Raw genomic sequence first — 17985 nt, 5'->3', positions numbered from 1 at the left:
CTCATCCGTTTCGATCCAGTGGCGGGGTGTCTTCCCCCCTGGCGTGCCTGCCGCGCCGGAAGCCGCCTTGCAGGCTCGTCATCCGGGCGCGCACCGCGTCGGGGGAAAGCGAGAGTATCGGCCGCCGCTCCTCCGCCGCGGCGGGGCCGCCCGCCACGTCGGCGACCCGCAGGAACGGCCAGGTGTCCTCGGCCCCGTCCTCTTGTTCCAGGTGCGCGGGCGACGGCCACTCCGGTTGCTCCGCCTGCGCGGGCACCGGCCACTCCGGCTGTTCCACCTGCGCGGGCACCGGCCATTCCGGGGCCGCCTCGTCCGGGTCGTCGGTCGGGAACTCAGGCGGTGCTTCGTAAGCGTGCTTCGGCTCCGCCGCCTGGTAGTCCGGCTCGAACGAGGGCACCTCCGGCATCGGCGCGACCACGCGGGGCTCCGGCGCCACCGGCTCCTCCACCGGTGCCGACAGGTCGAACCAGCGCGAGAGCACGTCGCGGTAAGCAGGCATCCGGTCCGTCGGCGCGTCGATCTCCAGATGCGACCGTGCCGCTGGCCCCGGCCACGACGGCGCTTCCTCGACCACCGGCGCACGCCGCAGCGGACCAGCGTCGTCGAGGGTCGGCGCGACCAGCTCGGCGGGCTCCTCCGGCTCTTCGACCGGCGTCAGCGGCGCGAGCGGGGCCAGCAGCTCCGGCTCCGGCGCGGGTTCCGGCTCGACCGGTGCGGGCGGCTGCGGCAGCGGCGGGGCCTCGGTGATCAACGCCGCCGGGACGACGACCGTCGCGGTGAGACCGCGTCCCTCGGCCGGGCTCAGCTTCACCGCGATGGCGTGCCGTTCGGCCAGCGTCGCGACCACGAACAGGCCCATCCGGCGCGACACCTCGACGTCGACCTCCGGCGGGTGCGCCAGCCGCGCGTTGGTGCGGTCGATCTCCGCCTGCGGCATGCCCGCGCCGCGGTCGGTGATCTCGATCCGCCACGCCCCGTCCGGCGTCCGCGCGCTCTCGACGGTGACCGCCGCCTGCGGCCCGGAGTACCGGGTGGCGTTCTCCAGCAGCTCGGACACCACGTGCACCAGGTCGTTCACCGCGTCGCCGCGCACCGCGAGCGCCGGTGCCGGGCCGACCTCGATCCGCTGGTAATCCTCCACTTCGGACAGTGCGGCCCCGATGATCTCGTCGGCCACCACCGGTCCGCTGTCCTCGCGCACCAGGTCGGTACCGGACAGCACCAGCAGGTTCTCGCTGTTGCGCCGCATCCGGGTGGCCAGGTGGTCGAGTTCGAACAGCCCGCCGAGGGTGTCCGGGTCCTGTTCGCCCGCCTCCATCCGGTCGAGCACGGACAGCTGCCGCTCCACCAGGTCCTGGCTGCGCTGCGACAGGTTGACGAACATCGCGTTCACGTTCTCGCGCAGCATCGCCTGCTCGGCGGCCAGCCGGACGGCCTCGCCGTGCACAGCGTCGAACGCGCGCGCGACCTGGCCGACTTCCTCGCGGGTGAAGATCGGCACCGGCGCGACCGCCGCCCGGTGCCGCAGGTTTTCCGGCGCGGGATCGGGCTCGGTGAGCAGCCGCTGCACGGCCTCGGGCAGCCGGTGGTCGGCGACCTCCAGCGCGGTGCGGCGCAGGATCCGCAACGGCCGCAGCAGGGAGCGCGCGATCACCACCGACAGGACACCGGCGACCAACAGGACGGCGATGACGATTCCGCCGTCCCAGATCGTCGAGGCGCGGGCGCTGGCGGCGCGCGCGTCCGTTTTCTCCTGAAGCTGGACGAGCAGCGCCTGCTGGACCTGGTGGGCGAGATTGACCGTGTACGTCGACGCGGTGTCCCACTGGTTCGCGTCCAGGCCGGACAGCGACTGGTTGTTCTCCGTACGGGTGAGCGCCGACTCGACCATGTCGTTGCCGATGTCGACGACGATGCCGATCACCGTGTCCGAGTACATCCGCTGCTCGTCCGCGCTGGCGAAAGTGCGGTAGTCGTTGCGCGCGGCGGCCAGCTCGGCTTCCGCGCCGAGCAACGCGCGCGTCCGGTCCCGGTTGAGCGTGCCCTGCGCGATCGCCTCGGACATGACCGCGCGCTTGACCGACATCTGGTCCTTGATCCGCGCGAGCGCGTTCCCGGCCAGCCGCAGCCGCGCGAGATCAGGTTCGGTGACGTCGGCCGCCGCGGTGTCACTGATGTCGAGGAGGCCGGAGATGAGCTCGCTGTAGGAGCGCAGCACCGCGTCGGCCGGATACGCCGAGTGTTCGGCCGAATACCGAAGGCCGCCAAGCACTCGCAGCCGGTCGTCGCTCTGCTGCAGATCGCCCGCCGCGGAATCGTCGAGCCGCGATTTGCTGTCGGCGAGCGACCGCTCGAACGCGCCGATCGCCAGGTCGACCCGGGTGCGCTGGCCGACGAGGACGTCGGTGGCCCCCTTTCGGTCGCCCGCGACGAACCGGACCGTGACGTCGCGTTCCCGCTGCAACTGGTGCACGACCTCGGCGACCGTCGTGTCGACCCGGCAGCGGGCGGCGAACTCGGCGAGCTGGCGGGCGTCGCGCAGGTCGCTGTTGACCCGCAGGCCGACCAGCACGACCACGGCGAGCGCGGGGATCAGCAGGACGACGAAGAGCTTGGTGCGCAGCCGCCAGTTCCGCAGCCGCCAGCCGCCGCCGACCGGGCGCGAGGCAGCCGGATCCGTCGCGTCACCCGAACGGGGACGGTCGTCGCGACGGGTCACCTGTGCTTCCTTTTCCGCCGCGGGAACCTCTGCCCACGGACGTCCTCGGGCTCCGGCCGAAAACTACCAAGCGGTAGCTTCCGGCGAAAAGATCGGGAAGCCACCCTGGCGGGGGCACGGCCCTGCGGGCGATCGTATGGGCAGCGGCCCATACGATCCAGCACGAGGCAGAGATTCTCCCGGCAGGGGATGGCGAGTGAAAGCGACCGGTCTGAGGTTTGCGCTGGTGGCGACGTTGTTCGCACTCAGCGGTTGTTCCATGTTCGGATCCAGTGACGCCGGACAAGCTCAACCGCCGGAACGCGCGACGCTGCGGGTCGGCGTCGCGAGCCCGATCGACACCGCCCCGCTGCGGATCGCGGTCGCGGCCGGAAAGTTCCGCCAGGCCGGGTTGAATGTCCAACTGGTGGAACTCGGCGACAGCGACGGCGTGGAAAAACTGAAAGCCGGACAGGTCGATGTGACGTTCGGCAGCGACGTGTCCCTGTTCCGCGCCGCGGGATCGGGCACCGCGCTGCAACTGCAAGGCGAGGCGTACACCTTCGGCCGCACGACTATCGCGCTCGTCACGCTGCCCGGTTCCGACTACACCGAACCGACCGCGAAGAAGTCGCCGACGATCGCCGTGGACTCCCCCGACGACATCGGCGCGCTCACCGCGCGGGCAGTCCTCGGCACGGCGGGCGTCGACAAATCGAAGATCCAATTCACGACCCGGCCGTTCGCGCAGATGCCCGCCGCACTGCAGTCCGGGGACGCGGACGCGGCGCTGATGGTCGAGCCGTACATCACCCGCGCGGAGAAAGAGCTGGGCGCGCAGGTCCTCGCGGACGGCTCGACCGGCGCGACCCTCGACTTCCCGGCGTCGGGCTACGCCGCGACCGGCCAGTTCGCCGCCGCGAACCCGCGCACGCTGACCGCGTTCCGGAACGTCCTCACCCAGGCCCAGCTGGCCGCGTCCGACTCGGCGAAGGTGCGCGACGCGCTGCCGTCGTTCTCCGACATCGACCAGACGACCGCCGCGCTGATCTCGCTCGGCAGCTACCCGACCACGCTGTCGGCGACCCGGCTGCAGCGCGTGGCCGACCTCATGCACAGCTCCGGGCAGCTCGCCAACCGGCTGGACGTGGCGGCGATGCTGCCGAACGCCTTGTAAGCGTCAGATGCTCGCCCCGGTCGGCTGCAGGCAGATCGTGCGCACCGGCGGCCCCGCGTAGACCAGCGACAAGTCCTTGTCACCGCAGCTCGACGCCGACTTCGCGCCGTCGTGCACGACCGCGCGCGCTTCCGCCTTGGGGTCGTCGCAGGCGACCTTGCCGACCTTCGATTCGTCCGAAACGTCGCGCACGCATTCACCGGACACGACGTTCAGCGCGAGGCACAGCGTCTGGGTCGGCCTGCCGCTGGTGCGGGACGACGACGAGTACAGCTCGAACCGCACGTAGTCCTCGCCGCGACAGGAGGCCCGGCCCTTGACGACGGTGTCGACGCGGTAGGTGGCGGTCCGCTCCGAGCAGTCCGCGCCGGTGTAGGTCTGCGTCTCCGAGCCCAGCGACGAGAGGTAGAGGCAACTGCCCGCGACCGGCGGTCCCGCCGAACGCGCGACCGCGGCGAACCCGAACGCGCCGAGCGTCCCGAGCCCGAGCGCCACGACGACGAGCCCGGCGAAGAGCGCTTTCTGCTTGCCCGACACCCGTTTCGGGCCGCCCTGGACCGGCAGCCGCGGGGGCGCCTGGTACGGGTTCGCGGCCGGCGGCACGCCGAACGGTGGTGTGGTCACTGGGTCCCCTCCCGCGGCTTCGTCCTGTCATCTTGGCATCCCCGGGCCGCGGTCTGAGAGGGAACGTATAAAGGAGAGGTGACTGATGGCCCCCTGATCGTCCAGTCCGACAAAACCGTGCTGCTCGAGGTCGACAATCCGCGTGCCGGCGACGCGCGGATCGCCATCGCGCCGTTCGCCGAGCTGGAACGAGCGCCCGAGCACGTGCACACCTACCGGATCACGCCGCTCGCGTTGTGGAACGCGCGCGCCGCCGGGCACGACGCGGAACAGGTGGTGGACGCGCTCACCACATATTCGCGCTTCCCGGTGCCGCAGCCGCTGCTGATCGACGTCGTGGACGTGATGGGCCGGTTCGGGCGGCTGCAGATCGCCAACGACCCCGCGCACGGCCTGGTCATGACCACGACCGACCGCGCGGTGCTGGAAGAGGTCTCGCGCAACAAGAAGATCAGCCCGATGCTGGGCTCGCGGATCGACGACGACACGGTGGTCGTGCACCCGTCCGAACGCGGGCGGCTCAAGCAGGCGCTGCTGAAGGTCGGCTGGCCCGCCGAGGACCTCGCCGGGTACGTGGACGGCGAAGCGCACCCGATCGACCTCGCCGAGGACGACTGGCACCTGCGCGACTACCAGCGGCAGGCGGCGGAAGCGTTCTGGGCGGGCGGTTCCGGCGTCGTCGTGCTGCCGTGCGGCGCGGGCAAGACGCTGGTCGGCGCGGCCGCGATGGCGCACGCCAAGGCGACCACGCTGATCCTGGTCACCAACACCGTCGCCGGGCGGCAGTGGAAGCGCGAACTGGTCGCGCGCACGTCGCTCACCGAGGACGAGATCGGCGAGTACTCCGGGGAGAAGAAGGAGATCCGGCCGGTCACCATCGCGACGTACCAGGTGGTCACGCGCAAGACCAAGGGCGAGTACCGGCACCTCGACCTGTTCGATTCGCGCGACTGGGGCCTGGTCGTCTACGACGAAGTGCACCTGCTGCCCGCGCCGGTGTTCCGGATGACGGCGGACCTGCAGTCGCGGCGGCGGCTCGGGCTCACCGCCACGCTGGTGCGCGAGGACGGCCGCGAGGGCGACGTGTTCTCGCTGATCGGCCCGAAGCGGTACGACGTGCCGTGGCGCGACATCGAGGCACAGGGCTGGATCGCGCCCGCGGAATGCACCGAGGTGCGGGTGACGCTGACCGAGTCCGAGCGCCTGCAGTACGCCACCGCGGACTCCGACGAGCGGTACAAGCTCGCCGCGACGGCGATGACGAAGATCCCGGTGATTCGGTCCATCGTGGACAAACACGCGGGCGAGCCGACCCTGGTGATCGGCGCGTACCTCGACCAACTGGAGATGCTGGGCGCGGAACTGGAAGCCCCGGTGATCCAGGGCGCGACGCGGAACAAGGAGCGGGAGGAACTGTTCGACAAGTTCCGCCGCGGCGAACTGCGCACGCTGGTGGTGTCGAAGGTGGCGAACTTCTCGATCGACCTGCCGGAAGCGTCGGTGGCGATCCAGGTGTCGGGCACGTTCGGCTCGCGGCAGGAGGAAGCACAACGCCTTGGCCGGCTGTTGCGTCCGAAGGGCGACGGACGGCAGGCGCACTTCTATTCGATCGTCTCGCGGGACACAGTGGACACGGAGTACGCGGCGCACCGGCAGCGGTTCCTCGCCGAGCAGGGGTACGCGTACCACATCGTCGACGCGGAGGACCTGCGCCGACCACTGTGAGTTACGAACCGAGGTAACGGAGAACGGCCAGCACGCGGCGGCTGTACCCCTTCGCTTGCGGCAGGTCGAGCTTGTCGAAGATCGCGTTCACGTGCTTCTCCACGGCGCTCTGCGAGACGTACAGCAGCGTCGCGATGCTCGCGTTCGTGTGGCCCTGCGCCATTTTCTCCAGCACGTCGCGCTCGCGCGGGGTCAGCCGGGCGAGCGCGTCCTCGTGCGAGGTGCGGGCGACCAGCCTGCGCACCACCTCCGGGTCGAATGCCGCGCCACCGGCGCCGACCCGGTCCAGCGCGTCGAGGAAGTCGCCGACCTGCGCTACGCGGTCTTTGAGCAGGTAGCCGACGCGGCCGCCGTCGCCGCCGATGAGCTTGGCCGCGTAGCGTTTCTCGACGTACTGGGACAGCACGAGCACCCCGGTATCCGGCCAGCGTTCGCGGATTTCAAGGGCGGCGCGCAGCCCCTCGTCGGTGTGGGTCGGCGGCATGCGGACGTCCGTGACGACCACGTCAGGCTGGTGTTCGGCGGTCGCTTCGAGGAGCTTCTCGCCGTCACCCACCGCGGCGACCACCTCGTGCCCTTCCTCCGCCAGCAGCCTTACGAGGCCTTCCCTGAGCAAGGCCGCGTCCTCGGCCAGGATCACTCGCACGGCAACGTCACCCGCACCGTGGTCGGCCCGTTTACCGGACTCTGTAAGGAAAAATCGCCGTCCATTGCCGCCACTCGCCTTGCCAGCCCGGACAATCCGCCGCTCTCGCTCATGGTCGCGCCGCCGCAACCGTCATCAGTGATCTCAGCGACGATCTTGGTTTCTTCACGGCGGACGTCGATAGCGATCTTATTGGCGCTGGCATGCTTGGCCGCGTTGGTGACCGATTCGGAAGCCACGAAGTAGACCACCGTCGCCACCTCCGGCGAGGGCTCGTCGAGCGCGTAACGAAGGTCGACCGGGATCGTGGCTCGCTCGGCCAATGACTCCAGCGCGGCCTCAAGACCGCTTTCGTCGAGCGCGATCGGGTACACGCGCCAGCTCACCTCTCGCAGCTCACGCAACGCTTCCTGCGATTCTTCGTGCGCCTGCCGGACCAGCTCAGCCGCCCTCTCCGCGTCGCCCGCCCGACGCGCGCGGCCGAGCAGCACTCCGAGCGCGACCAGCCTTTGCTGCACCCCGTCGTGCAAATCCCGCTCGATGCGACGACGTTCGCCGTTGACCGCCTCGACCACTTCGCTCCGGGTCGTCGCCAGCTCGGACACCCTGCGCCGCAACAGTTCCTGACCGCTGGGTCCGAAGAACCGCCTCGCCAGCCGCCGATCGAGTGCGGTTACGCCGATCAGACCCTGTCCACAAAGGAATACCGCGATCGCGCCGAGGGCCAGGACCGGGAGCCAGTCCAGGAGAGTCCCGTCCGGGGTTCCGCCAGGCGCCCTCCCGGTGACCAGTTGGGCGAAGTAGAGCGCGCCAGCCGCTGCGCCCGCGCCGATGCACACCCACACGCCCAGCGCGAGAAGCCCGGTGAGACTGCGCGGAACGAGGTACTGCAGGGCTCGGCGACCGTCGTAGTCGTCGCCGTTGCTGGCGTCGAAGAATCGCTGCAGGCGGGCGCGTTCGATCTCGGCGAGCCTGCGTGCGCCGCGGAGCACCTTCGGCCGTGCTTTTGGGATGGCGAGGAGCGGTGCGGAGAGGACCACGTACGGCACCTCGATGAGCGCCGTCAGAGCACCTAGGCCGACGCCCGCCGTCCGGCGCAGCACTCGCGGTCTGTTCACGTTGATCAGGCTAGCCAGCCGGTTGGGGGCGGAGTTCTGCGGTTTTCCGCATTTCTCCCGGTCGGCAGGAGCGATGCGTCGATGGACCCTTCGCCTCCGCGAGCCCGCACGACGCGACACCGGTGATCCGGCCACATCCGCCAGGCCAACCGGCCCGCCGCGTACTGCGGCTTCCCGCGTTCTCCGGGCGAGCGCAATGCGTCGATGCCTCTGCCTCCACCCCACCAGCCCTGCTGCGGTTTTCCGCATTTCTCCCGGTGGCCGACAGCAATGTGTTGCGCCCCTTGCCTTTCTACCTTCGACAACGTCGCATTCGAAGTGAAAGGACTCCCGTGAACCTCTTGCTAGCCGCCCCCGCCGAGCCCCTCACCGGACTCGCGGGCTGGGCCGTCGGCCTCATGGACTCCCTCGGCGGGATCGGCGCCGCGATCGTCGTCGGCCTGGACAACCTGTTCCCGCCGATCCCCAGCGAACTCGTCCTCCCGCTGGCCGGTTTCTCCGCGAGCCGCGGCACCTTCAGCCTGGCCGGAGCCCTCTTCTGGACAACACTGGGCTCGCTGGCCGGAGCCGTGCTCGTCTACTGGCTAGGCGCGCTGCTCGGCCGCGACCGATGCCGCGCCCTGCTCAGCCGCCTGCCCCTGATGAACGCCGCCGACTTCGACCGGACCGAAGCGTGGTTCACCCGGCACGGCGGCAAGGCGGTGTTCCTAGGCCGGATGGTGCCGATCTTCCGCAGCCTGATCTCCCTGCCAGCAGGCGTCGAACGCATGCCGTTCGGCCGATTCCTGCTGCTCACGACGGCGGGCAGCCTGCTCTGGAACACAGCGTTCGTCGTGGCCGGCTACCTGCTCGGCGAGAGCTGGTCGCTGGTGGACCGGTACGCGTCGGTGTTCCAGTACGTCGTACTGGCCGCAGTGGCGATCGCCATCGCCCTGTTCGTGACGGTCCGGGTGCGCCGCGTCTCCCGTCGCTGACTCTTTCTTCCCCTCGACCTGGGGTTTCTTCAGGTTCACTCGAACGGATGAGCGAGTGATGCCCTGGAAATTGTCGGTGGTTCGAACTACTGTTCGATATGCAGGCACCGAACACCAGTTCGAGGGGAAGCTCATGACTATCGCACCGTTCCGCCCCGGCGTCGGGGCACCGCCGGTCCAGACCTTGCCGCCAGGGCGCTGGCACGGGCGTATCTGGGTGTCGGAGGAGCCGCTCACGCGGCCGCAGCGGTACCTGAGCTGTGTCGCCGAGTTCGAGCGCTCCGGGCTGTGGCCCGTGCTGATCCCGCCCGACCAGCGCTTCACCGCCCGCGGCGAAGACTGGCTGGACGACCGCGGCCGCCTCGCTCCCGCCGGCCACCGCGTCGGCAACGCCGACCCGGCCGAAGTCCTGGCCCGCTGGTGGGACGGTTCCTGCTGCGACGGAGCCTGCCTGCGCCCGTTCGGCACCCGCTTCCCCGGGTTGGCGAAACGCTCGCACCGCCGCTCGGACCCGCTGGCCGAAGCAGGCAACACCGGCTCGATCCTGGCCGCCCGCACACCCCACCGGCTGGGCCTGGTGCAAGCCGACCGGCCAGCCGACGTTCCCGCTCTCATCGGCTGGACGGGAATGATCAAGTCGACGGATCAGGTTGCGGAACTGTCGGCAGTCCTGCGCAGCTGGGAAGACCGCTTCGGCGCGACCTTGGTGACGCTCGGCTTCGACACGCTGGAGCTGTCAGTGTCCGCCCCGCCCCGCACCCACGCCCGCGCACTGACGGTGGCCGCCGAGCACCGGGCCTTCAGCCTCCCGACGTACCTCGCCCAGCCGGGAAACCTGCGGGAGTACGCGACTTCGTTGGTGCAGAGCCGCCGGTGGAGGTTCTCGTGGGCTTGAGGGAGTGAGGGACCGGGGTGCCGGGGGTGCCGGACGGGGATGGTTTGCCGGGCGGGGCGGCCAGCCGAGCGGGGCGGCCAGCCGGGCCAGGCAGTCTCCGCCAGGCCGTGCCGGGGGTGCCGGACGGGATGGCTTGCCGGGTGAGGCGGCCAGCCGAGCGGGGCGGCCAGCCGGGCCAGGCGGCTTCCGCCAGGCCGTGCCGAGGGTGCCGGATGGGATGGTTTTGCCGGGCGGGGCGGCTTCCACCGGGCCGTGCCGGGGCTGGGCGGCTGGCACTTGCGTCAGCACAGTCGGCAGGTTCGAAGAACCACGGCGCAGGCAGGACTTGGCTCGCCGACGGGGGAAGCGATGCCCGTCGCGCTCCTGCCGCCCCACAATGCCGCCCCACAATGCCGCTCCGCCCCGCAGCTCCACTCCGCCGCTCCGCCCTGCCGCTCCACCCCGCAGCTCCGCCCTGCCGCTCCACCCCGCAGCTCCGCCCTGCGGCCCCGCCCCGCCGCTCCGCCCTGCCCCAGCGCCAGCGCCAGCGCCAGCGCCAGCATCCTCGCCCCGCACCGCGCTTCCGCCGCCCCGTCGCGTCGTATTTCCGTGTCGCCCCTCGGACTTCGCCTCATCGACCAGAGCCCTCCCCGCGTTCTCCCTTCCCTGCCGCGGCAATGGCCACCATCCGCCCATCCGCCTTCGCTGTCCCCTCCGCGTTCCGTCCCGACGGCCAGGCAACGGAGTCAACCCCATGAGACCCACGTCCCTTCGCCCAGGACGCATGTCCCAATCCTTAGCCCATCTGTCCGGAAAACGGCTGCGCGGGAGGGTTTACCGCAACCGTCCGCACGGGAACCCTCGGCGGCGAAAGGCGGTGAGCGAGATCGGCCAGATCCGAGTGGGCACGTCCGGCTGGCGATACCCGCCGTGGCGCGGTGCGTTTTATCCCTCCGGCCTGCCGCAGCGGCGCGAACTCGAGTACCTCTCCCGCCGGACGAACGCCGTCGAGATCAACGGGTCCTTCTACTCACTGCAATGCCCCGAGCGATACCGCGCCTGGCACGCCGAAACCCCGGCCGAGTTCCTGTTCGCGGTCAAGGGCGGCCGGTTCATCACCCATCTCAAGCAGCTTCGCGACGTCGAAACCGCGCTCGCCAACTTCTACGCCTCGGGCGTCCTCGCGCTCGCCGACAAACTGGGCCCGTTCCTCTGGCAACTCCCGCCACGCCTGGCCTTCGACCCCGACCGAGTCTCCACGTTTCTCGGCCAGCTCCCGCACACCACCAGCGAAGCCGCCGCGCTCGGAGCGAAGCACGACGACAAGCTCAAGTCCGACGCCTTCCTGGAACCAGGACCCGATCGACCAGTCCGGCACGCGCTCGAAGTGCGCCACCCGAGCTTCACCACGACCGAAGCGATGGACCTGCTCAAAAAACACCGAGTCGCGCTGGTGACCGCCGACGCCGCCGCGCCGTGGCCGTATCGGGAGGACCAGACCACTGACTTCAGTTACGTCCGGTTGCACGGCTCGGAAGACCTCTACACCAGCAGTTACTCCGATTCAGCCCTGCGCGCCTGGGCCGCCAAGATCACCGAATGGCACGACGGCGGCCGCCGGGACGTGCACGTCTACTTCGACAACGACAGCAAAGTCGCCGCCCCGCACAACGCCGTCACGCTGACCCGCCTGCTCGACCTCCCCACCGAAACCGACCAGGCACAGTGAGCGGACAGTGAGCGCACTTCGGTTGGGTGGTGCTACGGGCCGCCGGTGGTCTTCGTGCTGCCGCTGGGGGTCGGCACGCGGACCACCGCGCCCGGCTGCCCTCCGGTGCCCAACGGGAGAACCGTTCCGCCGAACGGCCGAAGCCATCCCCGCACCAAGTCGGCCAGCCGCGGCCACGCGTTGGGATGGTTCAACCAGTCCCGCGCCGCATCGGCACGGCCGGAACTAACCCGCACCACGCCAGCGAACACTGTCCGCGCTCGATCCGGACCGTGCAGCCACAACCCCGCGCCACGGCAATGCAGCCAAGCTAACGCTTTGCCGCTCCAGATAGCTGCGCCCTCGCCCGGTCCGCGCAGCCGACAGCCCGTGCCACGGCAACGCAGCCGAAGCCACTCCCCGCGCAGAGCCCGCCAGTTGCGCTCGAACTCTGTGTGCGCCGGGATGATCCGGGCAAACTGCTCGCAACCAGCAGTCCCGAGCGGCTGCGGTGCCGACGCGTCAAACCGGCCGACTCCACCCGAACCACATCAGGATGATTCAGCCGCCACACCGCAGCGACAAGGCCGAAACTACCCCCGCACCAACCCAGCCAACTGTGCCCGCACCCGGTCCGCGTCCGGGTGGTCCAACCGGGTCAGCAACCGCACCGCGCGCAGCCAGCAGTCTCGGGCGGCGGCGGTTCGGCCGTAGCGCAAGTGCGCCGTCCCCAGTTCCGACAGGACGTCCGCGGCCTCATATTCCTCGTCCATCGCGAAGAACATGTCGACCGCTTCCGACAGGCACTCGATTCCTTCCACATGCCGACCCAGGCCCAGCAGCGCGCGGGCGCGGGCGGCCAGTGAGAAGCGGCCCTGTGGCAGGTCGTCCGGCGGGACCAGGGCCAGTGCCTCGTCCGCCAGCGACAGCGCTTGCGGATAGTCGCCCATCATCGCGCACAGGTCGCCCAAAGCGCGCAAAACGTTCGCCTCCACCGAGGTGAAACCCAGTTCCCGGGTGATTTCCAGCGAACGCAGGCCATGCCGGTAAGCCTCCGGGAAATCTTCGATGCTCTGCGCGGTCATCGCCAGGTTGTAGCGCGCCCGCGCCTCCCCCGGCAGTGAGCCCAACTCCAGCTGCACGGTCAGCGCCTGCTCCAGATATTCGCGCGCCAGCCCGTAATTCCGGGCGACTCCTTCGATCACGCCCAGTCCATTGAGGATTGCCGCTTCGCCGGGTCGTTCGCCGGAATTTCGCGCTGCCCGCAGGCCGATCTCGAAGACGTAGCGCCATTCGTCCACCCGGGCGCGTCCGGCGAAATAGGTGAACAGCGACCAGGCCAGCCGCCAGCATTGCGCGTATCGGCCGATCCGGAACGACCACTGGATCACCGAGATCAGGTTCCCGTGTTCTTCGCTGAACCAGGCCAAAGCGCGGTGGAAGTCCGAGAATTCCGGTGCCCCATCCTCAAGAACGGGGCCGATTTCGTCCAGCAGTTGGTTCGGGCGCATCGCCAAACCCGCGTTCCGTGCCGACGCGATGAACCAGTCGAGCAGCCGCGAGCTGGCTTCCGCGCGCTCGGCGTCGTCGTCCTCCTGCTCCGACAATTCGTTCGCATACGCGCGGATCAGGTCGTGGAACTGGTACCGGCCCGGTTTCGGCTGGATGAGCAGGTGAGTCGAGACCAGGGTGTCGAGAGCGCCGCGAGTCTCCTTTTCGGACCGTCCGCTGAGTGCGACTGCCATGCCCAGTGACAGATCTGGGCCAGCCGACAGGGCCAGCAGCCGCAGAAGCCGGGCTGCGGCTGGGCACAGAACCCGGTAGGAGTACGAGAAAACTGTGCGGATGTTGGTTTCGTCGCCGTCGCCCAGGTCGAACGTACTCAACCGGCCAGCGTCCGAAGGCAACGCTGCTACGAACTCGTCCAGCGGCAGCCGAGGGAACTGGGCCGCGCGGACGGCGAGGATTCGGATCGCCAGCGGGAGTCCGCCGCAATACCGCACGAACCGACCAGCCGCGGCCGGGTCCTCGTGCACCCGTTCGACGCCGATGGCCGACGCGAGAAGCTCTACCGCCTCTTCGCTGTCCAATTCGGACAGTGCGATCCGGCGGGCACCGTGTGTCGCGACCAGTCCGCGCAGTTGCCAGCGGCTCGTCACTACGACCAGGCATCCGGGGCCAGGCAGCAGTGAACGCACTTGTTCGGTGCTGTTCGCGTTGTCCAGCACTACCAATAGCCGTCGACCGGTCGTGTAGGTGCGCCAGGTAGCCGCGCGTTCGTCCAAACCGGACGGGATTCGGTCGGCGGGGACGCCCAGTGCGATGAGCATTGTCTCCAGCGCGGCGATCGGCGGCACCGGTGCGCCTGGGCCGTAGCCACGCAGGTCCAGGAATACTTGGCCGCCGGTGAAACGGTCCGCGATCTGGTGTGCGAAGTGGACAGACAGGGTTGTTTTCCCTTGTCCGCCCATGCCTTCCACCGAGGCGATCGGCGTGGAGGTGCCGTCGTCCAGGGCTTCCGGAAGCAACGCGCGCAGGGCTTTCAAATCAGCCGCTCGACCGGCGAAAGCGCCGAGGTCGGCCGGAAGTTGGTGCGGCACATGGGGTTCCAGAGGAGTACGGAATCTTGTGCCCTGGTCGCCGCCCAGCACTAGCCGGTGTGCGCGCTGCAGTCCGGCACCGGGATCCAGGCCCAGCTCCTCGGCGAGAAGGCCACTGATCCGCCGGTAGACGTCCAAAGCTTCGGCTTGCCGCCCGGAGCGGAGCAGCGCGTACATCAGCTGCTCGTGCGGCCGTTCGCGCAGCGGATGTTCGCGCGTCAGACGCTCCAGCTCAGGCACGACGGTGTCGTACTCGCCGACGGTCACCAGCGTCTCGGCCCACAGCTCACGCACCCGCGTGCGTTCCTCCGCAAGCTGCCCGACCTCGTCCCGGTGCAGCGCGTCCGACTCCACGTTCTGCAGCGCCGTACCTCGCCACTGTCCCAGCGCGTCCTCGAAGTACCCCGCCGCGCGCCGGTGTTCGCCTCGCTCTGCCGCACTACGGCCGCGCGCCGCGAACTGCCGGAACCTGCCGAGGTCCACCGCGTTCTCGTCGACTTCCAACAGGTAGCCGCCGCGTTCGGTACGGATCGCCGCACCGTCGCCGAGCGCCCGGCGCAGCCGCAGGACATACGTCTGCAGCGCGCCCTTCGACCGCCGCTGATCGTCGCCCCACAGCCAGTGGCTGAGCACGTCGACCGACACCAGCCGATTCGCCCGCAGCAGCAGTCCGGCGAGCACGATCAGCGGGCGGCTGCCGCCCAGCGGCACCACCTGGTCCCCGGCCAGCACCTCGGCCGGGCCGAGCACCCGGAAGTCGAGGCCGTCCACACGTTCCATTGTGGCGTTGAGACGGCCCCCGCGGCACCTCGGTTCCCGTCACCGCGGCGATGGCATGATCGGCAGTCATGCAGGTTTACGCGCTCCCGCTGCACACCCGGTTCCGGGACATCACCGTCCGTGAAGGACTGTTGCTCCGCGGTCCCGCCGGCTGGGGCGAGTTCTGCCCGTTCGCTGACTATTCGGACACCGAGAGCGTGCCCTGGCTCGCCGCCGCGCTCGAAGCGAGCGAAGAAGGCTGGCCCGCGCCGGTCCGCGACCGTATTGAGGTGAACACGACAGTCCCGATTGTGTCGCCGGAACGCGCGTTCGAACTAGTCCGCGCCTCCGGTTGCCGCACGGCGAAGGTCAAGGTCGCCGACAAACGCGCGACGCTCGCCGAGGACTGCGCGCGCATCGAAGCGGTGCGCGACGCCCTGGGTCCGTCCGGCGCGATCCGGGTCGACGCCAACACCGCGTGGGACGTCGACACCGCCGTGCACGCACTCGGCGAACTGGACCGCGCGGCCGGTGGACTGGAGTACGCCGAGCAGCCCTGCCCCACGATCGACGACCTCGCCGCCGTCCGGCGTCGCGTGTCGGTGCGGATCGCGGCCGACGAGTCGATCCGCCGCGCGGAAGATCCGCTGAAGGTCGCCGTCGCCGGGGCCGCCGACATCGCCGTGCTCAAGGTCGCGCCGCTCGGCGGAGTGCGCCGGGCGCTGGAGGTCGCGGAGGCGTGCGGGCTGCCGTGTGTCGTGTCGTCGGCAGTCGAGACAAGCGTCGGGCTGGCCGCCGGGCTCGCGCTCGCCGGGGCGTTGCCGGAGCTGGACTTCGCCTGCGGACTCGGCACGATGTCGTTGCTGCGCGGGGATGTCTGCACCGAAACACTGTCCCCTGTGGACGGTTACCTGCCGGTGCTGCGCCAAGCCCCGGAGCCCGACGCGTACGCCGGATTCGCGGCGTCGTCCGAGGTGGCAGCGGCGTGGCTGGACCGGTTCGAGCGGGTCCGCCGGATCAGCGGGTAAGGGAGACTTCAGGGTCGCGGCCCCGGGACTATCTCCGGGGCGATCCCGGATGTGCGGCGGGCCCCGGTCGCGGAGTATTGCTGGCATGACGGACAACGCGCAGGCCGCACCGGCCAAGAAGATCTTCCGCAGCCGCTCCGACCGCATGCTCACCGGCGTGTGCGGCGGATGGGCCAACTACCTCAACGTCGACCCCTCGATGGTGCGCATCGCCGCGGTCGCCGGGGCCGTGCTGTCGGCCGGGGTGATCCTCCCGGTCTACGCCGCCGCGGCCGTGCTGACGCCCGAAGACTGATCGCCCGGCGGCGTGCCCCGGGAGCTAGTGCGGAAACGAGCGAAGCCCGGCCCACCGCGAGGGTGAACCGGGCTTCGCCGGAAAGCAGCCGAACTCAGAAGTCCATGCCACCCATGCCGCCGGTCGGGTCGGCCGGAGCGGCAGCAGCCTTCTCCGGCTTGTCCGCGACGACAGCCTCGGTGGTCAGGAACAGCGCCGCGATGGAAGCGGCGTTCTGCAGCGCGGAGCGGGTGACCTTCGTCGGGTCCGGCACGCCGGCCGCGAGCAGGTCCTCGTACTCGCCGGTGGCGGCGTTCAGGCCGTGGCCCTGCGGGAGGGACTTGACCTTCTCCGCCACGACGCCGCCCTCGAGGCCGGCGTTGATCGCGATCTGCTTGAGCGGAGCCTCGACGGCGACCTTGACGATGTTCGCGCCAGTGGCCTCGTCACCGGTCAGCTTCAGGCCCGCGAAAGCAGCCTCGGCAGCCTGGATCAGGGCCACGCCGCCGCCGGCGACGATGCCCTCTTCCACAGCGGCCTTGGCGTTGCGCACCGCGTCCTCGATGCGGTGCTTGCGCTCCTTCAGCTCGACCTCGGTCGCGGCGCCGGCCTTGATGACGGCCACGCCGCCGGCCAGCTTCGCGAGCCGCTCCTGCAGCTTCTCGCGGTCGTAGTCCGAGTCGGAGTTCTCGATCTCCGCGCGGATCTGGTTGACGCGACCCTGGATCTGGTCGGCGTCGCCCGCACCCTCGACGATGGTGGTCTCGTCACGGGTGATGACGGCCTTGCGGGCGCGGCCCAGCAGCGACAGGTCCGCGTTCTCCAGCTTGAGGCCGACGTCCTCGGAGATGACCTGGCCGCCGGTCAGGATCGCGATGTCCTGCAGGATCGCCTTGCGGCGGTCGCCGAAGCCCGGGGCCTTGACTGCGACGGACTTGAAGGTGCCGCGGATCTTGTTGACGACCAGGGTCGCCAGGGCTTCGCCCTCGACGTCCTCGGCGATGATCAGCAGCGGCTTGCCGGACTGGATGACCTTCTCCAGCAGCGGCAGGACGTCCTTGACGTTGGAGATCTTGGAACCGAAGAGCAGGACGTACGGGTCCTCCAGCTCGGCTTCCTGGCGCTCCGGGTCGGTCACGAAGTAACCGGACACGTAGCCCTTGTCGAAGCGCATGCCCTCGGTGAGCTCCAGCTCGAGCCCGAAGGTGTTGCTCTCCTCGACGGTGACGACGCCTTCCTTGCCGACCTTGTCCAGCGCCTCGGCGATCAGCTCGCCGATGGTGCGGTCAGCGGCCGAGATCGAGGCGGTAGCAGCGATCTGCTCCTTGGTCTCGATCTGGACGGCGGCCTTGTGCAGCTGCTCGGTGATGGCCTCGACGGCCGCCTCGATGCCCCGCTTGAGCGAGATCGGGTCGGCGCCGGCCGCGACGTTGCGCAGGCCCTCGCGCACGAGCGCCTGGGCGAGCACGGTGGCGGTGGTGGTGCCGTCGCCCGCTACGTCGTCAGTCTTCTTGGCAACTTCCTTGACGAGCTCGGCCCCGATCTTCTCCCACGGGTCCTCGAGCTCGATCTCCTTGGCGATGGAGACACCGTCGTTGGTGATCGTCGGCGCGCCCCACTTCTTTTCGAGCACGACGTTCCGGCCCCGCGGGCCGAGGGTCACCTTGACGGCTTCGGCGAGGATGTTCAAGCCGCGCTCAAGACCGCGGCGGGCGTCCTCGTCGAACGCGATCAGTTTGGCCATTGCGGTGTGGTCCTCCGGTATTGGGCGCCACCGCCG

Annotated in this window: 13 protein-coding genes; 7 read left to right on the top strand and 6 right to left on the bottom strand. The window is 69.9% G+C overall.

Annotated elements, in window-relative coordinates; translation table 11 throughout:
* Nucleotide 1: 1 nt before the first annotated feature.
* Nucleotides 2-2719 (bottom strand): nitrate- and nitrite sensing domain-containing protein, encoded by a 2718-nt coding sequence (locus ACFORO_RS17905; protein WP_377871001.1) that lies wholly within the window; start codon nucleotides 2717-2719, stop codon nucleotides 2-4.
* Between the two features lie 259 nt (nucleotides 2720-2978).
* Here ACFORO_RS17905 and ACFORO_RS17900 point away from each other — a divergent pair, with 259 nt between their 5' ends.
* Nucleotides 2979-3875 carry an ABC transporter substrate-binding protein gene (locus tag ACFORO_RS17900; protein WP_354740033.1) on the top strand — a complete coding sequence of 299 codons (897 nt, stop codon included), beginning with the start codon at nucleotides 2979-2981 and terminating at the stop codon, nucleotides 3873-3875.
* Nucleotides 3876-3878: 3 nt separating this feature from the next.
* On the opposite strand, the gene ACFORO_RS17895 is transcribed toward ACFORO_RS17900, so the two are convergent.
* Nucleotides 3879-4499: an LppU/SCO3897 family protein gene (locus ACFORO_RS17895; RefSeq protein ID WP_377871002.1), complete on the bottom strand. Its 621-nt coding sequence runs from the start codon at nucleotides 4497-4499 to the stop codon at nucleotides 3879-3881.
* 78 nt (nucleotides 4500-4577) lie between these two features.
* On the opposite strand from ACFORO_RS17895, the gene ACFORO_RS17890 reads away from it, so the two are divergent.
* Nucleotides 4578-6224 carry a DNA repair helicase XPB gene (locus ACFORO_RS17890; protein WP_354740029.1) on the top strand — a complete coding sequence of 549 codons (1647 nt, stop codon included), beginning with the start codon at nucleotides 4578-4580 and terminating at the stop codon, nucleotides 6222-6224.
* A 1-nt stretch (nucleotide 6225) separates the two neighbouring features.
* Here ACFORO_RS17890 and ACFORO_RS17885 read toward each other — a convergent pair whose 3' ends face one another.
* Both ACFORO_RS17885 and ACFORO_RS17880 read right to left on the bottom strand, forming a co-directional pair.
* Nucleotides 6226-6870 carry a response regulator transcription factor gene (locus tag ACFORO_RS17885; RefSeq protein WP_354740027.1) on the bottom strand — a complete coding sequence of 215 codons (645 nt, stop codon included), beginning with the start codon at nucleotides 6868-6870 and terminating at the stop codon, nucleotides 6226-6228.
* The gene (locus tag ACFORO_RS17880; RefSeq protein WP_377871003.1) at nucleotides 6861-7988 is read right to left on the bottom strand and encodes a sensor histidine kinase; all 1128 of its coding nucleotides are present in this window, start codon (nucleotides 7986-7988) and stop codon (nucleotides 6861-6863) included. The genes ACFORO_RS17885 and ACFORO_RS17880 overlap by 10 nt, the downstream gene beginning before the upstream one ends.
* Nucleotides 7989-8320: 332 nt before the next feature.
* On the opposite strand from ACFORO_RS17880, the gene ACFORO_RS17875 reads away from it, so the two are divergent.
* From ACFORO_RS17875 to ACFORO_RS17865, 3 genes are all read left to right on the top strand, one after another.
* Complete coding sequence (locus tag ACFORO_RS17875) at nucleotides 8321-8962, top strand: DedA family protein (protein ID WP_377871004.1); 642 nt, start codon at nucleotides 8321-8323, stop codon at nucleotides 8960-8962.
* A gap of 133 nt (nucleotides 8963-9095) precedes the next feature.
* The gene (locus tag ACFORO_RS17870; RefSeq protein ID WP_354740021.1) at nucleotides 9096-9857 is read left to right on the top strand and encodes a DUF4253 domain-containing protein; all 762 of its coding nucleotides are present in this window, start codon (nucleotides 9096-9098) and stop codon (nucleotides 9855-9857) included.
* Between the two features lie 856 nt (nucleotides 9858-10713).
* Nucleotides 10714-11565, top strand: a complete 852-nt coding sequence (locus tag ACFORO_RS17865) for a DUF72 domain-containing protein (protein WP_377871006.1) — start codon at nucleotides 10714-10716, stop codon at nucleotides 11563-11565.
* Nucleotides 11566-12137: 572 nt separating this feature from the next.
* On the opposite strand, the gene ACFORO_RS17860 is transcribed toward ACFORO_RS17865, so the two are convergent.
* Nucleotides 12138-14924 carry an AfsR/SARP family transcriptional regulator gene (locus tag ACFORO_RS17860; protein ID WP_354740017.1) on the bottom strand — a complete coding sequence of 929 codons (2787 nt, stop codon included), beginning with the start codon at nucleotides 14922-14924 and terminating at the stop codon, nucleotides 12138-12140.
* Nucleotides 14925-14992: 68 nt separating this feature from the next.
* Between ACFORO_RS17860 and ACFORO_RS17855 the strand changes: the two genes are divergently transcribed.
* Nucleotides 14993-15931 (top strand): o-succinylbenzoate synthase, encoded by a 939-nt coding sequence (locus ACFORO_RS17855; protein ID WP_377871007.1) that lies wholly within the window; start codon nucleotides 14993-14995, stop codon nucleotides 15929-15931.
* 85 nt (nucleotides 15932-16016) lie between these two features.
* Nucleotides 16017-16226, top strand: coding sequence for a PspC domain-containing protein (locus ACFORO_RS17850; RefSeq protein WP_377871008.1), 210 nt, complete (start codon nucleotides 16017-16019; stop codon nucleotides 16224-16226).
* A 94-nt stretch (nucleotides 16227-16320) separates the two neighbouring features.
* Here ACFORO_RS17850 and groL read toward each other — a convergent pair whose 3' ends face one another.
* On the bottom strand, nucleotides 16321-17949 hold the full coding sequence (gene groL / locus ACFORO_RS17845; protein WP_377871009.1) for a chaperonin GroEL: 1629 nt from the start codon (nucleotides 17947-17949) through the stop codon (nucleotides 16321-16323).
* Nucleotides 17950-17985: the final 36 nt, after the last annotated feature.

It is taken from the genome of Amycolatopsis halotolerans (assembly GCF_042647905.1).
Classification (GTDB): domain Bacteria; phylum Actinomycetota; class Actinomycetes; order Mycobacteriales; family Pseudonocardiaceae; genus Amycolatopsis; species Amycolatopsis halotolerans.
This window is presented reverse-complemented; position numbering and strand designations above follow the sequence as displayed.